This is a genomic window from Pseudarthrobacter sp. NPDC058119 (assembly GCF_042884655.1).
Classification (GTDB): Bacteria; Actinomycetota; Actinomycetes; order Actinomycetales; family Micrococcaceae; genus Arthrobacter.
In genome coordinates, this window is the sequence record NZ_JBHVTN010000007.1 from 100755 (window position 1) to 121405 (window position 20651).

Genomic DNA, 20651 nt, shown 5'->3' on the forward strand with positions numbered 1-20651 from the left:
AGTACAGCGGTTCTCCGGGTGTTCGCCAGCACGTCGCTTGCAGTTCAGTCCGCATGGTGAGACTCGGGCGGTGACTTCACCATGCAAGGCCCACGAGGCCGAAAGTGTTTTCCTGTCCCCTTCCCGCCGCGGCTTCCTTGCCGCTGCGCTGGCCGGTGCCGCCGTGACGCTGGCCCCCATGTCCTTTGCTGCTGCCGATACAGGAACCAGCAGAACCAAGACGATCACCGGGCACCTCGATCCCGGTGCGGCTGACTTCGTGTACCTGCCGGTCGAGGTGCCCGCCGGCGTCAACAGGATCAGCGTTTCCTACAGCTACAGCAAACCCTCGGTGGCTCCGGGACTCCTGTCCAACGCCTGCGACATTGGAGTTTTCGACGAGAAGGGCACCGACCTTGCCGGAAAGGGATTCCGCGGCTGGTCCGGCGGCTTCCGTACTGAATTCTTCATCAGCGCCGCCGAAGCCACCCCAGGGTACCTGCCTGGGCCGGTGGGCAAAGGCACCTGGAATATCGCGCTGGGCCCCTACCAGGTGGCCGAACAAGGCATGGACTACACCGTCAACGTCACCCTCGACTACGGCCCTGACGGCACCCCATTCCGTCCCCAGTACCCGCCCAAACAGGTGAACGGACGCGGGCCGGGCTGGTACCGCGGAGACGCCCATCTGCACACCATCTACTCCGACGGCAAGCGCACGCCGGCTGAAGTCGCTGCCGGGGCGCGGGCAGCGAAACTCGACTTCATGATCAGCACCGACCACAACACCCCTGCCTCCCACGGAGTCTGGGGACCCTTCGCCGGCGAGGACCTGCTGATCCTCACGGGCGAGGAAGTCACCACCCGCAACGGCCACTACCTCGCGCTGGGCATCGAACCAGGGGACTGGATCGACTGGCGCTACCGCGCCCGGGACAAGGGCTTCGAGCAGGAGGCCCAGCATATCCACGCCTCCGGCGGATTGGTGGTCCCCGCCCACCCGTACTGCCCCTATGTGGCCTGCCGCTGGAAGTTCGGCTACGACGATGCCGACGCCGTCGAGGTCTGGACCGGCCCATGGACCGTGGACGACGAATATGCCATCAACACGTGGGACTCGATGCTCGCCCATTCGGTGCGCACCGGCGGACGCTGGGTCCCGGCCATGGGCAACAGCGATGCCCACAGCGAGCCGCAGGTCATCGGCCTGCCGCACAACGTGGTCAACGCCGCGGCCCTGTCCCATGACGCCGTCCTTGACGGCATCCGCAATGGGCGCAGCTGGATCGCCGAGTCCGCCAACATCTCCCTGGACTTCGGTGTTTCAGCAGGCGGCCGTCAGGCAGGCGTAGGGGAGAGGCTCGACGTCAAAGCCGATGCACCCGTCACCGTCAGTGTGAAGGTCAGCGGGATTCCCAATGGCGTCGTCCGGATCATCACCGACGAAGGGCAGACGCAGCAAGTCACCCTCCCGGCCTCCGGACAAGGCTCGCACACCTGGGTCACCACCGCCCAGCTTTCCGCTTATGTCAGGGCCGAAGTCCGCCATCCAATGCCCGATGGAACAGCCAGCAACGGAACCAACATGGGCGCAGCCCTCTTGCTGGGCCCGATGGCTGCGTTGACCAACCCGATCTTTCTCGGGGCCAACTAACCTTCCCGGGGCAGGGGCACGCGCGCGGGGCTGTTAGGTCCTGGCTGGCGCCATGTCAGTTGGCCTGGGCTGGGCAGCTGTTCCACTGTGTCCGGCGCGGGCTGGGCGCCGCCGTCGGGCTTTTGCAAGGGACACCAACAAGGTCAGGATGGTGCCCGTCCAAGCGAGCCAGGTGAGGAACACCAGGCCGATCGCCACTAAGGGGTGCATAGCCACAGCATAGGACCGCACGCCGGGGAGAGGTGGGTGAAACTCCGCACCGCCGGGGCACGAATTCTTCCGGCCCGCGGTTGCTGCCACTTCCCGGGGCCTGTGGCATTCGTGCCTCCAATTTAGGGGGCGTCGATCACCGGGAGCTGAGCGCCTCGGTCCGGGCGTGATGGAAGGCGGCCAGTGCCACGGCGCTGGCCGCCAGCCGCAGGCTGTGGAGCCGGTACCACCGCGCCAGCAGGGGGCTGCGTTGGTCCTCCGGCAGGGGGTGCGGGCTGAAAAACAGCCGCGGATTGAGATACCGAAGAACGTAGGCGGTTGCGGCCGCGCCGGCGGCGGAACTGGCGGCGCCAACGATCAGTGACACCCTGGCGGACGGGCGGTCCCACCCCATGACGACTGCCCGATGGCTGCAGGCGCATTGAGTGGTGCAACCGGGGCGTAGTACCGGCCCGGGCTGCCTGCCCCGAAAGGGGAGCGGGGGAGTTCGCTACTGGCCTCGGCGCCAGCCACGCGGTGGGGAACCTTGACGAGAAGCTCATAGAGGTTGCCGAAAAACCAGTGCGCATGGGTGAATTCGGCGACGTCCAGGAGCCGCCCGGCGAGGACGTCGCGACGGACATGGTGGGTCTGTCTCATGTGCACAATGTACGCTCCGGGCCAGGACGGCGGAATGGAGGTTGTGCGCTTTGGGGAAAACGGACGACGCCGGGCCGGCGGCAGTGTGCGGATCGCACCGCGTGCATCGCCAACAGCGTTGCGACGCGCGGCCGGAGGGCGGGCGGCGTCAGTGCATGCGTGGAGCATGCCTGAACGGAGCATCGGCTGCAGGATAGGCCACTGCTGCCCCTGTTGTTCACGCCACCCTTCCTCAAGGACAAAGACCTGCCGGCCAGGTGGTCAAGCCGTGCCGGGCAGGGCGCGTTCGGACCGCGGCAGGCCGAGGAGGCGGGCGCCGTTCTCCCATAACACGGCCCGCAGCCAGTCTTCGCCGAGATCCAGCCGGTCCAGTGCTTCGAGTTGATGGGCGTAGGCGTACGGAATGTTCGGAAAATCGGACCCGAGGATGATGCGGTCCTGCAAGCCGGTAAGGCGGTTCAGGTAGCTGTTGGGCATGGGGGCGAAGGTGTTGGTGAAGTCGGTGCCGACCATCGTGGTGTCGAGGTAGACCCCGGGATAATCCGTGGCAAGGTCCGCGAAGGCGTGATACTCCGGCATGCCCATGTGGGCGATTACCAGGACGAGCGCAGGAAACCTGGAAAGCAGTCGCTGGATGTGGCCGGGGCCCGTGTAGGTCCCGGCCAATGGGGCCGATCCCGCGTGGATGACTACCGGGATGGCCGCGCCCTCGAGCGCTTCCCATGCGTCGTCGAGGAGCGGATCCTCGGGCGCGAAGCCGCCTACCTTGACGTGGACCTTAAACAGCTTCGCACCGGCGTCGATGGCGGCCCGGACGTACTGGCCAACACCTGGTTCGGGATACAGTGTCGCGCAGTGGAGGGCATCCGGAACGCGGCGGGCGAACTCCAGGCTCCAGTCGTTGAGCCACTGGGCCATGCCCGGTTTATGTGCGTACGACAACGCCGGGATGGCTTTGAGTCCGAAGTCCCGCAGGGACGCAAGCCGGGTTTGCTCATCGGTGCGGTAGCGGACGGGCCACGGCCGCCCGTAGTTCTCCTCTGCATGGTCAAAGTACGACCAGACTTTGCGCATCACGGGATCCGGGAGGAAATGGACGTGGATATCGGCCAACCCCGGTAAGCCCAGTGCGCGCAGGTAGGCGGGAATTTCACCGTCTGCACGTGGTCCTGCGATCGTCATGCTCCTTTCGACTTCCGGCTAACAGGCTGGAACTTCAACGGACCCGCGGCTTAGGGCAGCTGGCCGGGCTGCCTCCGGAGCGCGGCCCATGCCTGGAAACCGCCAACAAGGTCGGTGGCCCGGGCCAGTCCCAGCCGTTGCAGGGTATGGGCAGCGAGACTGGAACTGTACCCCTCATTGCAGACCACCACGATCCTCCGGTTGACGTCGTCGGCGCCGGAAATCCGGTGGGGGCTGGAAGGGTCCAGCCGCCACTCGAGCACGTTCCGATCAATGACGGTTGCTCCGGGGAGTTCCCCATCACGGTCCCGCTGATCGGCAGGCCGTGTATCCACAACAAGGGCGCCCGCTGCCATTTCCCGTTCAAGATCGGAAGGCTGGACACGCTCCAGTCCGATCCGGCACTGCAGGAGCAACTGGTCGATCGTTAGCCTCCCGGCGGGACTGGCCTGATCCGGGATGGGCTGCGTGATCGAAGCGTCGTTGCCGAACGTATGACCCTGTTCCACCGATGACCCCGCTCTTTCCCGTTCCCTGGACGTCCGACCCACAATGATGCGAAGCAGGCCGATCACTCTCTACAGATTATGGACGGAGGAGCGGCACAGCAGCCCCGCCACGCCATGTGGCCATGGGGCCATGTGGCGACCGGGAAGGCAGCGGTGCCGGCTTGGCGTGACAAAGGCCTCTACGCGGGTGGTCCGAGATGTGCGAAGCTGCGTCCTGTGCCGTACTTCCTGGAGTACGTAACTACCCATGTCGTGGACCGGGCTGCCGTCGCGGGCGGCACGCTGCATGAAGCCCTGGCCTACGCCCAGAAGACCCTGAGAGGCCTGCCCTGCATCAGTGCAGTCCTGCGGCACGCGTCCGCTGACAGCCGCCTGTACGGGGAGGGCCCGGCGTTGGCCGGCTTCACGGATGCCCACGGGTGGAGGCTCCACGGGCATCGCGTGCCGCTCGTGGTGCCGCCCCACGACGTGACCGCTGAGTGACGTCTGCCGGGGAACCTTGGGCCACGGCCGCATCCGTGGACTAGCCAACCTTCCCGGCATGCCTCTGCCGGGATTCGTGCCCGTCCACGTGTCCGCCCGGCACTGGCCTGTCGCCGCCGCGGCGCAGGCTGAGCATCACAAGGCCGGCGGCGAGCAGGCAGCAGGCCAGGAAGATGGATGTGGCCAGGAAACTGCCGTGCGTTACGTCCTGGAGATACCCGCCCACGTAGGGTCCCACGAATCCGCCGAGATTCCCCACCGCATTAATCAGTCCCATGGCGGTGCCGGCCACTGCCACCGGCATGGCGCGGGATGCCGAGGCCCAGAAGGGCCCGTCATAGGCCAGGGCTCCGGCGACGGCGATGCTGATGAGGGTCACCGCAAGGAATGGAAGGTTGTCCCCGGTGGCCACCGAGATAACCAGGGCAACTGCGCCAATGGCCATCGACAGGAGCACGTGGGTGGAGTAGCGGCCGGAACGGTCGGCGGCCTTGGCGTTGTACCAGAGGCCCACCATGGCCAGCACGTAAGGAATTGCGGTGATCAGCCCCACCTCCACCGAGGACCCGGACGTAATGGTCTTGATGACGTGGGGAAGCCAGATATTGATGCCGTAGAACCCGATCTGGATGAGGAAATAGACCAGGGTCAGCCGCCACACGACAGTGTTTGACAGGACGTGCCGGAGGCCGAGGTTTTCCTGTTGCGGATGTGCTGCGGCGTCGGCCGCCAAACCCTGTTCGATGTACTCCCGTTCCTGGTCGGAGCACCATTTGGCGTCGCGCGGGTGGTCGGCAATGAGGGCCCACCACAGCGGTGCGGCGATAATGAACGGGAAGATACCCTCGATGATGAACAACCACCGCCAGTCCGAGAAGGACAGTATCCATCCGGATAGAGGGGCCGTGATGATTGACGCGATGGCGATGTTCATCATCCAGAACGCATAGGCCCGTGCCCGTTCGGCAGCCGGGAACCAGTGGCTGATCAGGACAAGGATCGCCGGCCAGATCCCGGCCTCGGCCACGCCGAGGAAGAAGCGCACCACAAGCAGCTGGGTGAAATCCTGGATGAATCCGGACAGGACAGCAAGAACGCCCCAGACGAGCACCATGATGCCGACGAACTTCTTGGCACTCCAGTGCTCGGCGAGGTGGCCGCCCGGTATCTGCAGGACCAAATAGCCAATAAAGAAGATTCCGGCAGCCAGCCCCTGTTGGGCAGCGTCGATGCCCAGGTCCTGGTGGAGGCCGTTGAGGGCGAACCCGATGTTGGTCCGGTCCATGAACGAGATGATGTAGACAATGATGGCGACGGGAATCAGCCGCTTCCACCGGGCGTTTCCCACTGCCGTTGCTGAAATGGCGTTGCGTGCCATCGGTATTGCTCCTTCGCAATATGGGCTTATTGGATAGCACCCAGCATGCTGACGCTCTCCCGCGGACCCGGACGGGCCAGCTTTCCGTGCGGGACGGAAGGAGCGGGACTTGTGCGGGGGCCGCCACGCCGGTGGACATTAGAAACCGTCGGCTCGCCAGCGACCCTCATGCGCAAACCATTCTCTTATTCAATAGCAACTGTTGCGTTAACGCAAGGAAACTGGCGGGGCGCGAAAGGTTTTCCCTGGCCTTACCGGCCGGATCCGGGTCCGGAGCCGGGCAGTGCCGTGTCGCTCGAGCCGGGACGTGGGTGTTCAAGCTGCAGGGCACAGTGGATAAGGGGGAAGTGGCTGAAGGCCTGCGGAGTGTTTCCGAGTTGGCGGTGGTTCTTCGGGTCCCATTCTTCACTGAGCAGGCCCACGTCGTTGCGGAGCGTCAACAAGCGTTCGAACAGGGCGGTGGCCTGCTCCCGGCGCCCTATTCCCAGGAGCGCGTCGACGAGCCAGAAGGAGCAGGCAAGGAACACGCCTTCGGTGCCGGGCAGCCCGTCATTGGCCGCTTCCGGGTGGTAGCGCAGCACGAAGCCGTCCCGGGTGAGGTGCTTTTGGATAGCTTCGACAGTGCCGGTGACGCGTGGATGGTTGCGGGGCAGGAATCCGACGCGCGGGATCAGCAGCAGGCTCGCGTCGAGTTCGGTGCTGCCGTAGGACTGGACGAAAGTGTTGTGCTCTTCGTCGAAGCCGTGCGCCATGACGTCGTCGTGGATCTGCTGCCGCAGCGCCGCCCATCGCACCTGGGGACCGGGCAGCCGGTACTGCTGTATCCCTTTGACCATCCGGTCGGCGGCGACCCAGGCCATGACCTTGGAATGGGTGAAGTTGCGGCGTGGGCCGCGCATCTCCCAAAGCCCGTTGTCCGGCTGGTCCCAGGCTCCTTCAAGGTATTCCATGAGGGCCACCTGGATGTCCCAGGAATCATCCGCCGCACCGTCAGTGGCGGCAGCCCGGGTGAGTGCAAGGCCATCGAGTACCTCGCCCCAAACGTCGAGCTGAAGTTGCGGTGCGGCTGCGTTTCCCGTCCGGACCGGCTTCGAGTCCTTGAAGCCCCGGAGCCACGGAAGTTCCGCTTCGGGGAGCCTGCGCGTGCCATCGATCCCGTACATGATCTGCAGATCGGCAGGGTCTCCCGCGACGGCCCGCAGGAGCCATTCCCGCCAGGCACTTGCTTCCTCGGTATAACCGCAGGCCAGCAGGGACTGCAGTGTCAGGGTGGCGTCCCGGAGCCAGCAGAACCGGTAGTCCCAGTTGCGGCTGCCGCCGGGGTCTTCGGGCAGGGATGTGGTGGGGGCCGCCACGATGCCGCCGGTGGGGGCATAGGTCAAGGCCTTGAGGGTGATGAGGGACCGCTGGACGGCTTCCTGGTACGGACCGGAAGTGGTGTTGCGGCCGGTCCAGTGGTCCCAAAAAGCCTGCGTGGAAGCCAAGGCCCGGTGGGGGTCCGTACGGTCCGGAACTGGCTTCCAGCTGGGGGCCCAGTGCAGGACGAACGGGACCCGCTCGCCGGCCTTTACGGTGAATTCGCTGATGGTCCGCATGTCCTGGCCTTTCACGGGGGCCGGGGTGCTGAGATAGGCGGCGTCCGGACCGGCGATGGCGCTGATGCCGGTATCTGTGCGCCGGACCCAGGGAACGATGCGCCCGTAGTCGAAGCGGAGCAGCAGTTCGCCGATCATGGGTACGCTCCCGTTGAGACCCTCCACGATGCGGACCATGTCGACGGAGTCGTCGCGGGCAGGCATGAAATCCGTCACCCGCACGCTGCCGCCGGCAGTGTCCCACTCGGTCTCCAGGATCAGGGTTCCGGGCCGGTAGCGCCGCCGGGTGCAGTTGCCGGCACCGGCGGGGGCCAGGAGCCAGCGTCCCGCCTCCGGAAAGTCGAGGAGTGCCGCAAAGCAGGCCGGTGAGTCGAAGTCCGGCAGGCACATCCAGTCAATGGAACCGCTTCGGCCAACCAGGGCCGCCGTGTGCAGGTCGCCCACCATTGCATAGTCGCTGATTTCTGCCATCAGGCACCACTTGGTGCCGGACGACCTGCCGGTCCACGGTGCGGTGTCTCCATTGAACGGGTCCTTCCTCGCGTTCTGGGCTGTGGGCGGGACGGAGCGGCGGGTCAGCCCACCCGGTATCCGTCAGCCACCGCCGTGCGCAGCGACAAGCCGTTGCCGTTGCCGGCTCCGGGGCTGAGCCACCCGCCGTCGGGGTCCAGCGTTCCATCGAAGAAGAGGTTCTCGATGCGGACGTGGTCTGCGAACCACTCCAGGTGGCGGAAATTGGGGGTGGCGGCAGCGACGGCGGCGCTCAGGTTGGGAGCGCAGTGGCCGGAGACCTCCAGTCCGTGGGCAGCGGCGACCGCGGCGACGCGGAGCCATTCGCTGATGCCCCCGCACCTGCTCACGTCCGCCTGCAGGCAGTCGACCGCACCGGCCGCACACATCCGCTGGAAGTAGGGGAGGCCGGTCCCGTATTCGCCGGCGGCCACGTCGGCGTCCACCGCCTCCCTGACCTCCCGGAGCCCCGGCAGGTTGTCGCTCGAGACCGGCTCCTCGAACCAGGAAACATCCTCGCCGGAGACCGCGCGCATCACGCGGATCGCCTGCTTGGCGGTGTACGCACCGTTGGCGTCGACGAAAAGCTCCACGCCAGGGCCGACGGCGGCACGCGCCTGCCGGATGCGCTCCAGGTCCCGCCGGACATCCGCCCCGTTGTCCTGGCCAATCTTGATCTTCACCCTGGGGATGTGCTGGCCGTGGGCCCAGCCTTCGAGCTGGTCGCGCAGCTGGGTTGCCGTGTAGGTCGTGAAGCCGCCGCTGCCATAGACCGCCACCTTGTCCCTGACGGCGCCGAGCAACTTGTGCAGCGGAAGGTCCAGGAGCCGGGCCTTCAGGTCCCACAGGGCACAGTCGACGGCGGACACGGCGTAGGATGCCAGGCCCGTCCTTCCCGGGTTGCGTACGGCACGTGCCATGGCCGTCGCGGCAGCGGGAACGTCAAGTGCGTCCACGCCGCACACGGCAGGACCGAGAAGGTCCTCCACCAGGGCTGCTGCAGCCGCGGGCGCGTAGGTCCAGCCCACACCGGCCTTCCCGTTCGCGGCTGCCTGGACCAGCACCATGGTGGTGGAGTCCCAGCTGAACGTGCCGTCCGCTTCCGGCCCTTCCGTGGGAACAGTGTATGCTGCGGCCCGGACGGCACTGACGGGAGCCTCCGCACGGTCCGGCCCAGTACTGGCCAAGGCTCAGCCCTCCTTGTGGGGCAGGAATTCCTGGAGCTTGGTCCTGACCCCCTCCTTCACCACGCCCCAGGCACTGTCATCGCCCTTGACCATGGCTTCGGCTGTCTTGCGCGCCTGCTCCAGGGTGGCGTGCGGCGGGATGGGCGGTATATCCGGGTCGGTGCGGACATCCAAAACCGTGGGCCTGTCCGTGGCGAGGGCCTTCTCCCAGGCCGGCCCCACGTCGTCGGGGTCCTCAACGTGGATGCCCTGCAGCCCCAGGCTTTCCGCGAAACCCGCGTAGTCGACGTCGGGCAGGGCCTGGGACTCGCGGAAGGCCGGCACGCCACCCATGGCACGCATTTCCCAGGTGACCTGGTTGAGGTCGTTGTTATGCAGGACGGCCACCACCAGCCGGGGGTCGCTCCATTCCTGCCAATAGTGCTTGATGGTAATCAGTTCCGCGAGGCCATTCATCTGCATGGCGCCGTCGCCGGCGAACGCGATGGCAGGCCGGTCCGGGTGCGCAAACTTGGCACCGATGGCGTACGGGACACCCGGGCCCATGGTGGCGAGGTTCCCTGACAGCGAGCCCCTCACCCCTTCCCTGAACTTCAGCTGCCGGGCGTACCAGTTGGCTGATGAGCCCGAATCAGCACTGAGCATGGCGTTTTCCGGGAGCCGGCTGGAGAGTTCGGCGAACAGCCGCATGGGGTTGACGGGGTCGGCGCTGACCATGGCCTCGTCGTGCATGGTTTCCCACCAGCGGCTGACGGACTTTTCCAGGCCCTCCTGCCAGGACCGGTTCTTCTTCCGGTCCAGGTGTGGAATGAGCGCTCGCAGCGCGGTGCCGGCGTCGGCCACAATGTTGAACTCGTTCGTGTACCGCAGGCCGATCATTTTCGGGTCGACGTCGATCTGCACGCCGCGGGCCTGTCCGGGCTCCGGCAGGAACTGGGTGTAGGGGAAGCTGGAGCCCACCGTGAGCAGGGTGTCGCAGTCGCGCATCATCTCGTAGCTGGGCCTTGTTCCCAGCAGGCCGATGGAACCCGTGACGTACGGCAGGTCGTCAGGCAGTGAGTCCTTGCCCAGCAGGGCCTTGGCCACGCCGGCACCCAGCAACTCCGCCACTTCCCGGACCTTCGGGGCGGCGCCGCGGGCGCCCTGTCCCAGGAGAATGGCCACCTTTGAGCCCTCGTTCAGGAGTTGGGCGGCGCCACGGATTGAAGCACTGTCGGGTTGGATGTCCGGCCACTGGACGCCGACGCTGGAGGGGACCATCTTGAATTCGTGGGTGGGTGCGGCGTACTCGAGTTCCTGGACGTCGGCGGGAATGATCACCGCGGTAGGGGCGCGCTGCGCTTCGGCGATGCGGATGGCGCGGTCAATGACGTTGGGCAGCTGCTGCGGAACGGTGACCATCTGGACGTAATCCGAGGCAACATCCTTGAACAGGGTCAGCAGGTCGACTTCCTGCTGGTAGGACCCGCCCATCGCGCTCCGCGCCGTCTGGCCGACGATGGCCACCACCGGAACATGGTCCAGCTTGGCGTCGTACAGTCCGTTGAGCAGGTGGATCGCGCCTGGGCCGGAGGTAGCCATACAGATGGCGGGGCGTCCACCGAACTTGGCGTAGCCCACAGCCTCGAAAGCGGCCATCTCCTCGTGCCGGGCCTGGATGAATTTCGGGTGGTTGTCCGCTTTGCCGAACGCGGCGAGGATGCCGTTGATGCCGTCTCCGGGGAAGCCGAAGACCTTGTCCACGCCCCACTCGCCCAAGCGGGAGAGCAGGTAGTCAGCCACAGTAATTGACATGATCAGTCTTCTTTCATGCTCATCGGGACGCCCCTGCGGGCGCTTTGGACCAGGACACGGGCGGCGCGGGCCGCCAGCGCCATGATGGTCAGGGCCGGATTTGCGCTGCCCTGGGTGGGCAGCACGCTGCCATCGGTAACCAGCAGGTTGGGTACGGCATAACTGCGCAGGTTGCGGTCCACCACGCCGGCGTCTTCGGTGGCGGCCATGCGGGCCCCGCCCACCAGGTGTGCGTAGCGGTTGATGGTGATGACCTCCTCCGCCCCTGCCGCCGTCAGGATTTCCTCCATGACCTTTTGCGCTGCGGACATGAGCTGCCGGTCGTTGCTGCACTGGCTGTAGCTGAATCGGGCAACGGGGATCCCGTGGCGGTCCGTTTCCTCAGCAAGCGTCACCCTGTTTCCTGGAAGGGGCAGGAATTCGCAGAGTGCACCCAGGCAGGCCCAGTGCGGGTAGTCGCTCATGTACCGGCGCAGCGCCGCCCCCCAGTGGCCCTGCGCTGCAACGTGTTCCGCCCACGTTATGGGAAGGGGTGAAACAGTCTGGATGGAGAAGCCGCGCTTGTACGGCTTGCCTGGGTCTGTTTCGTAGAAGTCCTCGGTGCTGACTTCCGGCGGCGGGGCCTTCCACATCCGGACCTCCGCCTGGAACCTGCCTGCGGTCTGCGGCGCCCCCTGGACCATGAGGTACCGGCCCACCTGGTCGAAGTCGTTGCACATTCCGTCCGGGAAGCGCGACGACGCGGAGTTCAGCAGGAGCCGGGGCGTTTCGATCGAGTAGCCGGCCACGGCCACCATTTGGGCGCGCTGGAACCGGGGGACGCCGCCCTGGATGTATTCGACGCCGGTCGCCAGGCCTGTGCGCTCGTCAAACCCTACGCGGGTGGCCATCGAGTCGGCCCGGATTTCGGCGCCGTGTGCCAGGGCATCCGGGACATGGGTGATCAGGGGAGAGGCCTTGGCGTTGACCTTGCAGCCCTGGAGGCAGAAGCCCCGGTAGATGCAGTGCGGGCGGTTGCCGAAGCGGCCGTTGGCGATGGCCACCGGCCCAACCTTTGCGGTGATGCCGCAGGCGTTCGCACCTCGCAGGAACAGCTCCCCGTTGCCGGATACCGGGTGTGGCCGGTGGGGGTAGCCGTGCGGGTCGCCCCACGGCCAGTGCTCTCCCGCGACGGGCAGTTCCGCTTCGATGTCCTCGTAGAACTCCCGGAGTTCGGCGTACCCAAGCGGCCAGTCGGCGCCCACCCCATCCGCGCTCCAGGTATGGAAGTCGCTCGGATGGAACCGGGGAGTGTAGCCCGCAAAGTGGACCATGGAGCCACCCACGCCCCGGCCCGAGTTGTTGGAGCCCAGGGGAACCGGATCATTGCCGGTGATGACCCGCGGCTCGGTCCAGTACAGGCGGTGGGAGCCGGCTTCGTCGCTGACCCAGTCCTGCCCGGGTTCCCAGAACGGCCCCGCGTCAAGGCCAACGGCCCGCCACCCGGCGCGCGCGAGGCGCTGGAGCAGCGTGGCGCCCCCGGCGCCGCAGCCCACGATGACAATGTCCACCTCGTCGTCGTCGCGGAATCGGCGCATGTCCGCGCGCAGGCGCCCGTTGCTGCCGGGTCCGGCTGGCAGCAGCCACGCTGATTCGTTCCGCCCGCGCAGGCTGCTCACAGGCCGATCTCTCGGGTGGGGTCTGCGCCAGGGCGGACGTCACGCACTTCGAACGGCTCCAGCCGGTCCACGCCCAGGTTTTTGTAGCCGCGAGGGTACGCCGGGCCGGCAAAGCCGATTTCGTCCCAGGCCAGGGGATGGGAGTAGAACGCGGTGCAGGCGTACCGGGTCCAGAGGCTCCAGACCCGGTCCGCGGGGAGGCCGTGCCACGGGTCCTGGTCCAGGTCATAGATGTCCTGCAGCAGTCCGGCCTGCACTTCGCGGCTGAGTTGGGCGAAGGTGCAGTCCTCCCGGGATCGGGCCTCGTGGTCGAGCCCGGCCAGCGACGCCCGCCAGGCTTCGCCGTCGCGGGGCATGTTTCCGTAGTGCCAGCCGTCCGTTTGCTCCGCGGCAAGGCGCGCGTCCACCATGCTCACCACCGGCACCCGGGGTTCCGCATGCTGCCCCAGCAGTTGGTCGAACAGGCAGCGGGCCGCTGCCTCCTCCGCCGGGGTGAAGAAGCGCAGATCCGGAGGCGGCGCCATCCTGGACTGCACGACGGCGGCTGTCACGGGGTCCCAGTGCCGCGCCTGGGCGAGGCTGCTGAAGCCCGGGTACCGGCCGCCGCCGTCGTCCCCGCCCAAAGGGAGCGCGCTCATGGCTCCCTCCTCAGGACCGAGGCGAGGACACCCATGCCTCCAACCATCGTCACCAGCAGCGGTGCGAACAGCGGCGGACCCATCTCCAGGTTGTAGCGCAGGTTTGACAGGCCCCCCGGTTTCTGCCTGATTCCCTGCAGGTGCAGCCAAGTGCCCTGCAGGCCGTTCGCCACGATGGCTGCGCTGGCCAGCGGGAGTGCCGTCTTGGCCATGCGGCGACTGCAGACCGCGGCAATGCCTGCGGCCGCGCCAACCGGGCCAAGAGCCACAGGCGCCCACATCCACTTGTTGCCGAAACTCGCTTTGTCGTGCTCAAGGAAGATCTCCGCAGCGGTCACCAGGGCGCCCGCGGCGGTCAGCGCTGAGAGCGACCGCTCAAACCGGCCCGTCTGCACGTCCGTAATGAGCCTGTCGATGCCGTGGACTGTTCCGGCGACGGCCTTTTCTGCCTGGTGTGTTCCCACGATTCTCCTTACCTTGACCGAAAGCCCCGCGCTGGTCATTTGGAACCATCAAACTTTGCGGGAGAGCAACTATCGGAGGAAACTGGTCCCCATGGATGCTGCTGGTGGACCTGAACCCATGCCGGAACCTTCCAGCCGGGAGGTTGAGGCGGTGATGCTGGCCGCAGACACCCTTCTGGGGGTTGTGGCACGTTCGGTTGCCGAAGTCGAGGATGTGGTGAACACTCCGCAGCTGCGGGTGCTGGTCCTTATCCACACCCGGGGACCGCAGAACCTTGGCGGGGTGGCAGCCGAGCTGGGCGTGCATGCCTCCAATGCCACCCGCATTTGCGACCGCCTGGTCGCTGCCGGCCTGTTGGAGCGGAGGGAGGATCCGGCGGACCGGCGATACGTTCGGCTGGAGCTCAGCGTAAAGGGAAAGTCCTTGGTTGACTCGGTGCTGGACCACCGCCGGAAGGCGATTGCGGAGGTCATTTCGCGGATGCCGTCGGGCCGCCGCCCCGCGCTGGCTGCTGCCTTGGAGGCCTTCGCGGCCGCTGCCGGCGGCCAAGGCACTTCTGACGGCCGCTTTACGTTGGGAGCCGGCACCTGAAATAGCCGGTTTCTGCTGCCGCACGCCATATTCCATTGAACTCCCCTACTTGCGCAGACGCAATAGTTGGTGATTTGCCGTCGCTTGGTTCCGGAGGGCCGGTCCGGGCGTCCAGCGTTCTAGAGCGGGCTGATGCCCCATTCGCCCGTGTGGGATTGCCCCGGCTCGAGGGTGGTCAGGCCTTCGCCTGAGTTGAGGGCGTCAGGGGCGCATGTCATGGGTTCGACTCCCAGCCCGGAGCGGTGCCGTTCCGGCTGGGGCAGGGTGTCCCCGGTGAAGATTTCCAGGTACGGGTATGCCTCGTCCACCCACAGTTCAACTCCTCCGGAGTGGTCCGGTCGCAGGAGCTTTACCCGGGCTCGGCCGTCTCCGTCACGGACCAGGCCGGTGTAGGCGACATCGATGTGCCGTTCACCGAGCTGCTGGAGCTCCCCAAGGTCATATTCGGTGCCGTCCACCTGTTCATGCCCGGTGGGGATGCCGCGCCCATCCACCGGCAGGAAGGTCCGGCCGGGCACTTGGACCAACGCGGAGTCGATGGAACCCGGCTGGCCGACGCCGGTACTGAGATAGGGGTGCGCCCCGGTGCCGTACGGGCACGGTTCCGGGCTGCAGTTCACTGACGTGGTGCGTACGCTCAATCCTCCGTCGCCAAGCTGGTAATCCAGGCGGCAGTCGAGCACCCAGGGCCAGCCTTGGCAGGAGTGCAGGGTGTAAGTGAAGGAGATGGCGTCCTCCGTATGATGCCGCACGGTCCAGTTTCTCCACCGTGTCAGCCCGTGGATGGCTCCGCCCTTGTCCGGCTCGCTCAGGTCAAGCTGGAGACGCCTGCCTTCCCAGTTGTAGCTTCCGCCGCTGATCCTGTTGGGCCAGGGGATGAGGGACTGTCCGCGCGCTCCCGTGCACATGTCCTCCGGCCCGTAATCATCCAGGAGGTTCCTTCCGTGGTGCCTATAGCTTCGGAGGGCGCCTCCGACCTCAGTCACAAGAACTTCCTGCCGGCCTGAGGCGATGGCGTATTGCTGCCCCGAGGGGAGCCGGCGGTCCGTTCCGGCGGCGAAGTGGGCGGGTTCCCCCGTCATGGCTGCGGGCTCCTTCCGCGGGGCATGTCGAGGACTACCTTGACGTCGTCGGGCCGGTGCTGGAAAGCGACTGCGAAGTCCTCCAAGGGAATGCGCCGGCTGATGAGGCGCCCCAGCCAGCCGCGGTCCGCCGTGGCAAGTACCTGGGCGGCGGCGTCGTAGTGGCGCCGGTTGGCGTTGACACTGCCAAACACCACACCATTCATGAGCACCTCCTCGCGGTTGAGGGCGCCGACATCCACTTTTGTCTGTTTTCCGGTTCCCGAAACACCGGTGAGGCAGGTGATGGCGTCCTGGTCCCGGCACTTGAGGGCATCGAGGACCACCGGAGTGACTCCCGTGCATTCGACCAGGACGTCCGGCTTCAGGCCTGATTCCGGAAGGGGTTCGCTGTGGTAGGTCGCCCCCAGGTCGCGGACAAGCTGTGGCTTCGGTCCGTCCGTTACGACGTCGAATACGTGGACGTCCAGGCCCTGCTGGATCCCAGCCAGTGCCGCGAGCAGGCCAACGGGCCCAGCCCCGGTAACCACCGCCGTGTGGGGATCGAAAAAGGCACGCTGCCCGATCCTGTTGATCTGTTCCCAGGCCTTGGCAACGATTGTGGTGGGTTCGAGCAGCACGCCCACGTCCTCCAGGCCGGAGTCGAGTTTGACCATTGCATCGGCGTCCGCCCGCCAATGCTGCCGCGCGAAACCGTCGAGGCCTTTGATGCCGTGCTCGGTGTAGTTCCCGTTCAGGCACATGTCCCATTCACCCGCGGCGCAGGCCTTGCAGGGTTCCGGGTCCGGGCGGCGGACAATTCCCACCACCAGGTCACCCTTCTCCAGGCTGGAAGCCGGGGGAGCGTCCACTACCCGGCCAAGATTCTCGTGCCCAAGCACAAGGTAGTCCTGGCCCGGTGGCGCTTCCCCGTACTCTGCTTTGATGATCTCGGTGTCGGTCCCGCAGAGCCCCACCGCCAATGCCTCCACCAGCACCGGGCCCTCGTTTTCCGGCGGTTCCGGGATATCGCGCAGGCGCAGTGAGCCTGTGGAGCCCGGTGTCACTGTCAGTGCACGCATCGTCCCTCCTCAAATGGACAGTCCGTACAGCCAGTCTCGTTCTTTAGTTGCGTTGGCGCAATGATCAGTGGGCTGTGAATATTATCTGCCGCCCGGGGTCCGGTAGGAACGCATGCCCGTGATGTCCGCCTCCGTTGGCACCCGGAGGGAATATCCGGGCCTGCTTTCGCCTTGTTGATAACGAGGTGCCGGACCGCAGGCTGCCTCGTTCGAAAGGACTCCCTTGCCCGTAGCTTTCATTCCATTCACCATGCACGCCTCCGCGCGGCATGCCCACCAATGCACTTTCCGCACCGACATCGAACGCCTGACCGACGGACATCTCCGGTCCACGCCCCTGGATGTGCTCAGGTCAACGAACACCCAGGCTGTGTTCCGCGGAGCAGTCCCAAAGGGCGCGCATACCGCCACCGATGCCAGCCTCGCCCAGTACCTCCAGGAGCGGCTGGCGAGCGAGAACATCCACCTCGACCTCAGCGTCAGTATCGAGCGGTAAACGGACCGTGCAGCCCGCGGCGCTGGGCTGTTCCATTGGCCGTTGCAGCACCGGAACGTCCCGGCCTGCAGCGGCCTTTTTTGGGTGTTGCGCACGACGACGGCAGGACCGGGAGACACGCCCCGCCCGTCCTGTTGCTCGTGCCGCCCTCTGGGATATGCTCCAGAAATGGCACCGCGAAGTTTTCTTCAATGGCCGGTCGTCCGTCAGTTGACCACGGGCGACCTTTTGGGCCGTGGTCCGTCGGTTACCTCGGCCAGGACGGAGGCAATCGCCCCCCGGACCGCCACCGCCGACCGCGTCGTCCAAAGCGTGTGCCCCTACTGTGCTGTGGGGTGCGGCCAGCGCGTCTACGTCAAGGATGAGAAGGTCGTCCAGATCGAAGGCGACCCGGATTCACCCATTTCCCGCGGCCGGCTCTGCCCCAAGGGTTCCGCCAGCGAGCAACTGGTGAATTCGCCGGGCCGGCAGACCAAAGTCCTTTACCGGGCGCCACGATCGACGGAATGGCAGCGCCTGGACCTGGCCACCGCCGTCGAGATGGTCGCGGACCGTTTCATCGAGACCCGCCGCAGGACGTGGCAGCAGGAAGATGAACACGGCCGGCTGCTGCGCAGGACCATGGGTATCGCCTCACTGGGCGGGGCAACCCTGGACAACGAAGAGAACTACCTGATCAAGAAGCTCTTCACTGCCGCCGGGGCGGTGCAGACCGAGAACCAGGCGCGTATTTGACACTCCGCAACGGTTCCCAGTTTGGGAGCCTCGTTTGGACGCGGTGGCGCTACGCAGTCACTGCAGGACATGGCCAACGCCGATTGCATCATCATCCAGGGTTCCAACATGGCCGAGTGCCATCCCGTGGGATTCCAGTGGGTTGCCGAGGCTAAAGCCCGCGGGGCGAAGGTCATCCACATCGACCCCCGGTTCACGCGGACGTCGGCCGTCTCGGACAAACACATCCCAATCCGGGCCGGCTCTGACGTTGTGCTCCTTGGCGCCCTCATCAATTACGTCATCGCCAACGACCTGTGGTTCAAGGAATACGTGACCGCGTACACCAATGCGGCCACGCTGGTCCATGAGGACTACCGCGACGCCGAGGACCTCGGTGGCCTGTTCTCCGGTTTCGACCCGGAAAAGGGCGGTTACGACAACTCATCATGGGCCTACGACGAAGCCAGTGATGGCGCCATCGGCGAACCGGCCGGTCCGGAGCACGGCGCCGAGGCCGGCGCCCGGGCGTCCGGTGATACCTTCGGCAGCGGCGGGCCGCCCCTCGAACACGCCGAGGTCATGCGCGACGACACGCTCCAGAACCCCCGGACTGTCTTCCAGATCGTGAAGCGGCATTATTCCCGCTACACCCCGGAGATGGTGCGCGACATGTGCGGCATCAGCGAAGCGGACTTTGCCTACCTGGCCAAGACCATTACGGAGAACTCCGGCCGCGACCGGACCACCTGCTTCGCCTACGCGGTCGGCTGGACCCAGCACTCGCTGGGGGCACAGTTCATCCGCGCCGCGGCGATCCTCCAGTTGCTGCTTGGGAATGTAGGACGCCCCGGCGGAGGCATCATGGCCCTGCGCGGCCATGCCAGCATCCAGGGCTCCACCGACATTCCCACGTTGTTCAACCTCCTGCCCGGCTACCTGCCCATGCCCAGCGCCGGCCGGCACGACTCCCTGGAGGAGTACCTGAAGGCCAACGCCTCGAAGAACCAGAAGGGGTTCTGGGCCGACGCCGACGCGTACACCATCAGCCTGCTGAAGGCCTGGTGGGGCGACGCGGCGACGGCGGACAACGACTGGGCCTACGACTACCTGCCCCGGTTGACCGGTGCGCACGGGACCTACGAGACCGTGATGAGCATGCTGCGGGACGAAGTGGAAGGCTACTTCCTGCTCGGCCAGAACCCGGCTGTCGGCTCGGCCCACGGCCGGATGCAGCGCCTGGGCATGTCCCACCTGAAGTGGCTGGTGGTCCGCGATCTGAACATGATCGAGTCGGCAACGTGGTGGAAGGACGGCCCGGAGATTGAATCCGGGGAACTGCGCACCGAGGACATCGAGACCGAGGTCTTCTTCCTGCCCGCGGCGACCCACGTGGAGAAGGCAGGGTCTTTCACCCAGACTCAGCGGCTGCTTCAGTGGCGCCACCAGGCGGTGGCCCCGCCGGGCGAGTGCCAGAGCGAACTTCAGTTCTTCTATGAACTCGGGCACCGGATCCGGGAGAAGCTCGCCGACTCCCAGGACGAACGGGACCGGCCGCTGCTGGACCTGACCTGGGATTACCCCACGGACGAGCACGGCGATCCGGATCCCGAGTCGGTGCTGGCGGAGATCAATGGCCGTCACCTCACTGGCCCGGATGCCGGTAAGCCCCTCTCCGCCTACACCGAGATGCGCGCCGACGGCTCCACGTCCGGGGGTTGCTGGATCTACACCGGCGTGTACGCCGAGGGCGTCAACCACGCCGCCGACCGGAAGCCGGGCCAGGAGCAGGGCCCAGCAGCCACGGATTGGGGCTGGGCCTGGCCAGCCAACCGACGGATCCTGTACAACCGGGCCTCCGCCGATCCGGCCGGCAAGCCGTGGAGCGAACGCAAGAAATACGTTTGGTGGGACGAGGAGCAAGGCAAGTGGGTCGGCGACGACGTCCCCGACTTCCCGCCGACCCTGGCCCCCGGCAGCAAACCCGACCCTTCGGTGGGCGGCCCGGCCGCGCTCAGCGGGGACGATCCGTTCATCATGCAGTCCGACGGCAAGGGCTGGCTGTTCGCCCCCAAGGGGCTCGTGGACGGCCCGCTGCCGACCCACTACGAGGCCCAGGAATCACCCGTGGCCAACGGGTTGTATCCGCAGCAGCAGAGTCCGGCGCGATTGAAGTACGCCCGCAAGGACAACCTCAGCGCACCGAGCGCCGGTACCCCCGGGGCGGATGTCTATCCATTCGTCTTCACCACATACCGGCTCACGGAGCACCACACGGCGGGCGGGATGAGCCGCTGGCTGCCGTACCTCTCGGAGCTGCAGCCGGAGATGTTCTGCGAAGTGTCGCCCGAGCTGGCCGCCGAGCGCGGACTGGAACCCTACGGGTGGGCCACCATCATCTCGCCCCGCTCTGCCATTGAGGCGAAGGTGCTCGTGACCGACCGGATGAGGCCGCTGGCCGTTGGCGGCCACACCGTGCACCAGATCGGCCTGCCCTACCACTGGGGCGTCGGCAGCGATGCTGTGGTCAGCGGTGACGCCGCCAACGACCTGCTGGGTGTGACCCTTGATCCCAACGTCCAGATCCAGGAATCCAAGGTGGCGTCCTGCGATATCCGTCCAGGCCGCCGGCCGCGCGGGGAGGACCTCCTTGCCCTCGTTGCCGAGTACCAGACTAGGGCCGGGCTGACCATCGAGACCGGCAACCAGACGGTCACCGACCCTGAGACGGAAGGCATCGAGCCCGCACGCGAAAACGGCGACGCCGATGGTGGGCCGCGATGATGAGGGTCATCCTCCGTCCCGCCGACGCAAACCTTGCCCGGC

At 66.4% G+C, this 20651-nt stretch carries 18 protein-coding genes; 5 read left to right on the forward strand and 13 right to left on the reverse strand.

Going from position 1 to position 20651, the window contains the following annotated elements:
- The first annotated feature begins 70 nt into the window (after positions 1-70).
- Entirely contained in the window at positions 71-1633 is a 1563-nt protein-coding gene (locus ACFVTD_RS15445; protein ID WP_387564570.1) for a CehA/McbA family metallohydrolase, read from the forward strand.
- A 346-nt stretch (positions 1634-1979) separates the two neighbouring features.
- Here the strand turns inward: ACFVTD_RS15445 and ACFVTD_RS15450 are convergent, their stop codons facing one another.
- The 4 genes from ACFVTD_RS15450 to ACFVTD_RS15465 form a co-directional block, all read right to left on the reverse strand.
- Positions 1980-2210 (reverse strand): hypothetical protein, encoded by a 231-nt coding sequence (locus tag ACFVTD_RS15450; RefSeq protein ID WP_387564572.1) that lies wholly within the window; start codon positions 2208-2210, stop codon positions 1980-1982.
- Complete coding sequence (locus ACFVTD_RS15455; RefSeq protein WP_387564574.1) at positions 2201-2482, reverse strand: hypothetical protein; 282 nt, start codon at positions 2480-2482, stop codon at positions 2201-2203. Before ACFVTD_RS15455 ends, ACFVTD_RS15450 begins: the two co-directional genes overlap by 10 nt.
- Positions 2483-2743: 261 nt before the next feature.
- Entirely contained in the window at positions 2744-3664 is a 921-nt protein-coding gene (locus ACFVTD_RS15460) for an amidohydrolase family protein (protein ID WP_387564576.1), read from the reverse strand.
- 50 nt (positions 3665-3714) lie between these two features.
- A complete protein-coding gene (locus tag ACFVTD_RS15465) occupies positions 3715-4173 on the reverse strand; it encodes a rhodanese-like domain-containing protein (RefSeq protein ID WP_387564578.1) in 459 nt (152 codons plus the stop codon).
- Positions 4174-4389: 216 nt separating this feature from the next.
- Here ACFVTD_RS15465 and ACFVTD_RS15470 point away from each other — a divergent pair, with 216 nt between their 5' ends.
- Complete coding sequence (locus ACFVTD_RS15470) at positions 4390-4656, forward strand: hypothetical protein (protein ID WP_387564580.1); 267 nt, start codon at positions 4390-4392, stop codon at positions 4654-4656.
- A gap of 40 nt (positions 4657-4696) precedes the next feature.
- On the opposite strand, the gene ACFVTD_RS15475 is transcribed toward ACFVTD_RS15470, so the two are convergent.
- The 7 genes from ACFVTD_RS15475 to ACFVTD_RS15505 all read right to left on the reverse strand — a co-directional run bounded on the left by ACFVTD_RS15475 (position 4697) and on the right by ACFVTD_RS15505 (position 13880).
- Complete coding sequence (locus tag ACFVTD_RS15475) at positions 4697-6034, reverse strand: MFS transporter (protein ID WP_387564582.1); 1338 nt, start codon at positions 6032-6034, stop codon at positions 4697-4699.
- 251 nt (positions 6035-6285) lie between these two features.
- Positions 6286-8100 (reverse strand): glycoside hydrolase family 15 protein, encoded by a 1815-nt coding sequence (locus ACFVTD_RS15480; RefSeq protein ID WP_387564584.1) that lies wholly within the window; start codon positions 8098-8100, stop codon positions 6286-6288.
- A gap of 104 nt (positions 8101-8204) precedes the next feature.
- Positions 8205-9326 carry an enolase C-terminal domain-like protein gene (locus ACFVTD_RS15485; RefSeq protein WP_387564586.1) on the reverse strand — a complete coding sequence of 374 codons (1122 nt, stop codon included), beginning with the start codon at positions 9324-9326 and terminating at the stop codon, positions 8205-8207.
- Between the two features lie 3 nt (positions 9327-9329).
- On the reverse strand, positions 9330-11120 hold the full coding sequence (locus ACFVTD_RS15490; protein WP_387564588.1) for a thiamine pyrophosphate-requiring protein: 1791 nt from the start codon (positions 11118-11120) through the stop codon (positions 9330-9332).
- 2 nt (positions 11121-11122) lie between these two features.
- The gene (locus tag ACFVTD_RS15495; RefSeq protein ID WP_387564590.1) at positions 11123-12778 is read right to left on the reverse strand and encodes a GMC family oxidoreductase; all 1656 of its coding nucleotides are present in this window, start codon (positions 12776-12778) and stop codon (positions 11123-11125) included.
- The gene (locus tag ACFVTD_RS15500; protein WP_387564592.1) at positions 12775-13416 is read right to left on the reverse strand and encodes a gluconate 2-dehydrogenase subunit 3 family protein; all 642 of its coding nucleotides are present in this window, start codon (positions 13414-13416) and stop codon (positions 12775-12777) included. The genes ACFVTD_RS15495 and ACFVTD_RS15500 overlap by 4 nt, the downstream gene beginning before the upstream one ends.
- A complete protein-coding gene (locus ACFVTD_RS15505; RefSeq protein ID WP_387564594.1) occupies positions 13413-13880 on the reverse strand; it encodes a hypothetical protein in 468 nt (155 codons plus the stop codon). Before ACFVTD_RS15505 ends, ACFVTD_RS15500 begins: the two co-directional genes overlap by 4 nt.
- Before the next feature lie 91 nt (positions 13881-13971).
- Between ACFVTD_RS15505 and ACFVTD_RS15510 the strand changes: the two genes are divergently transcribed.
- On the forward strand, positions 13972-14472 hold the full coding sequence (locus tag ACFVTD_RS15510) for a MarR family transcriptional regulator (protein WP_387564596.1): 501 nt from the start codon (positions 13972-13974) through the stop codon (positions 14470-14472).
- Positions 14473-14591: 119 nt separating this feature from the next.
- Here ACFVTD_RS15510 and ACFVTD_RS15515 read toward each other — a convergent pair whose 3' ends face one another.
- Positions 14592-15554 carry an aldose 1-epimerase family protein gene (locus ACFVTD_RS15515; RefSeq protein WP_387564598.1) on the reverse strand — a complete coding sequence of 321 codons (963 nt, stop codon included), beginning with the start codon at positions 15552-15554 and terminating at the stop codon, positions 14592-14594.
- Positions 15551-16615 (reverse strand): glucose 1-dehydrogenase, encoded by a 1065-nt coding sequence (locus ACFVTD_RS15520; protein ID WP_387564600.1) that lies wholly within the window; start codon positions 16613-16615, stop codon positions 15551-15553. The genes ACFVTD_RS15515 and ACFVTD_RS15520 overlap by 4 nt, the downstream gene beginning before the upstream one ends.
- Positions 16616-16838: 223 nt before the next feature.
- Between ACFVTD_RS15520 and ACFVTD_RS15525 the strand changes: the two genes are divergently transcribed.
- Positions 16839-17111: a hypothetical protein gene (locus ACFVTD_RS15525; protein WP_387564602.1), complete on the forward strand. Its 273-nt coding sequence runs from the start codon at positions 16839-16841 to the stop codon at positions 17109-17111.
- Positions 17112-17279: 168 nt separating this feature from the next.
- Entirely contained in the window at positions 17280-20609 is a 3330-nt protein-coding gene (fdh, locus tag ACFVTD_RS15530) for a formate dehydrogenase (RefSeq protein WP_387564604.1), read from the forward strand.
- The last annotated feature ends 42 nt before the right edge of the window (positions 20610-20651 follow it).

Excerpts from the sequence above, each read along its gene's own strand:
- ACFVTD_RS15475 (WP_387564582.1), bottom strand. The coding sequence starts at position 6,034 with ATGGCACGCAACGCCATTTCAGCAACGGCAGTGGGAAACGCCCGGTGG.
- ACFVTD_RS15500 (WP_387564592.1), bottom strand. The coding sequence starts at position 13,416 with ATGAGCGCGCTCCCTTTGGGCGGGGACGACGGCGGCGGCCGGTACCCG.
- ACFVTD_RS15490 (WP_387564588.1), bottom strand. The coding sequence starts at position 11,120 with ATGTCAATTACTGTGGCTGACTACCTGCTCTCCCGCTTGGGCGAGTGG.
- ACFVTD_RS15510 (WP_387564596.1), top strand. The coding sequence starts at position 13,972 with ATGGATGCTGCTGGTGGACCTGAACCCATGCCGGAACCTTCCAGCCGG.
- ACFVTD_RS15480 (WP_387564584.1), bottom strand. The coding sequence starts at position 8,100 with ATGGCAGAAATCAGCGACTATGCAATGGTGGGCGACCTGCACACGGCG.
- ACFVTD_RS15455 (WP_387564574.1), bottom strand. The coding sequence starts at position 2,482 with ATGAGACAGACCCACCATGTCCGTCGCGACGTCCTCGCCGGGCGGCTC.
- ACFVTD_RS15460 (WP_387564576.1), bottom strand. The coding sequence starts at position 3,664 with ATGACGATCGCAGGACCACGTGCAGACGGTGAAATTCCCGCCTACCTG.
- ACFVTD_RS15520 (WP_387564600.1), bottom strand. The coding sequence starts at position 16,615 with ATGCGTGCACTGACAGTGACACCGGGCTCCACAGGCTCACTGCGCCTG.
- ACFVTD_RS15515 (WP_387564598.1), bottom strand. The coding sequence starts at position 15,554 with ATGACGGGGGAACCCGCCCACTTCGCCGCCGGAACGGACCGCCGGCTC.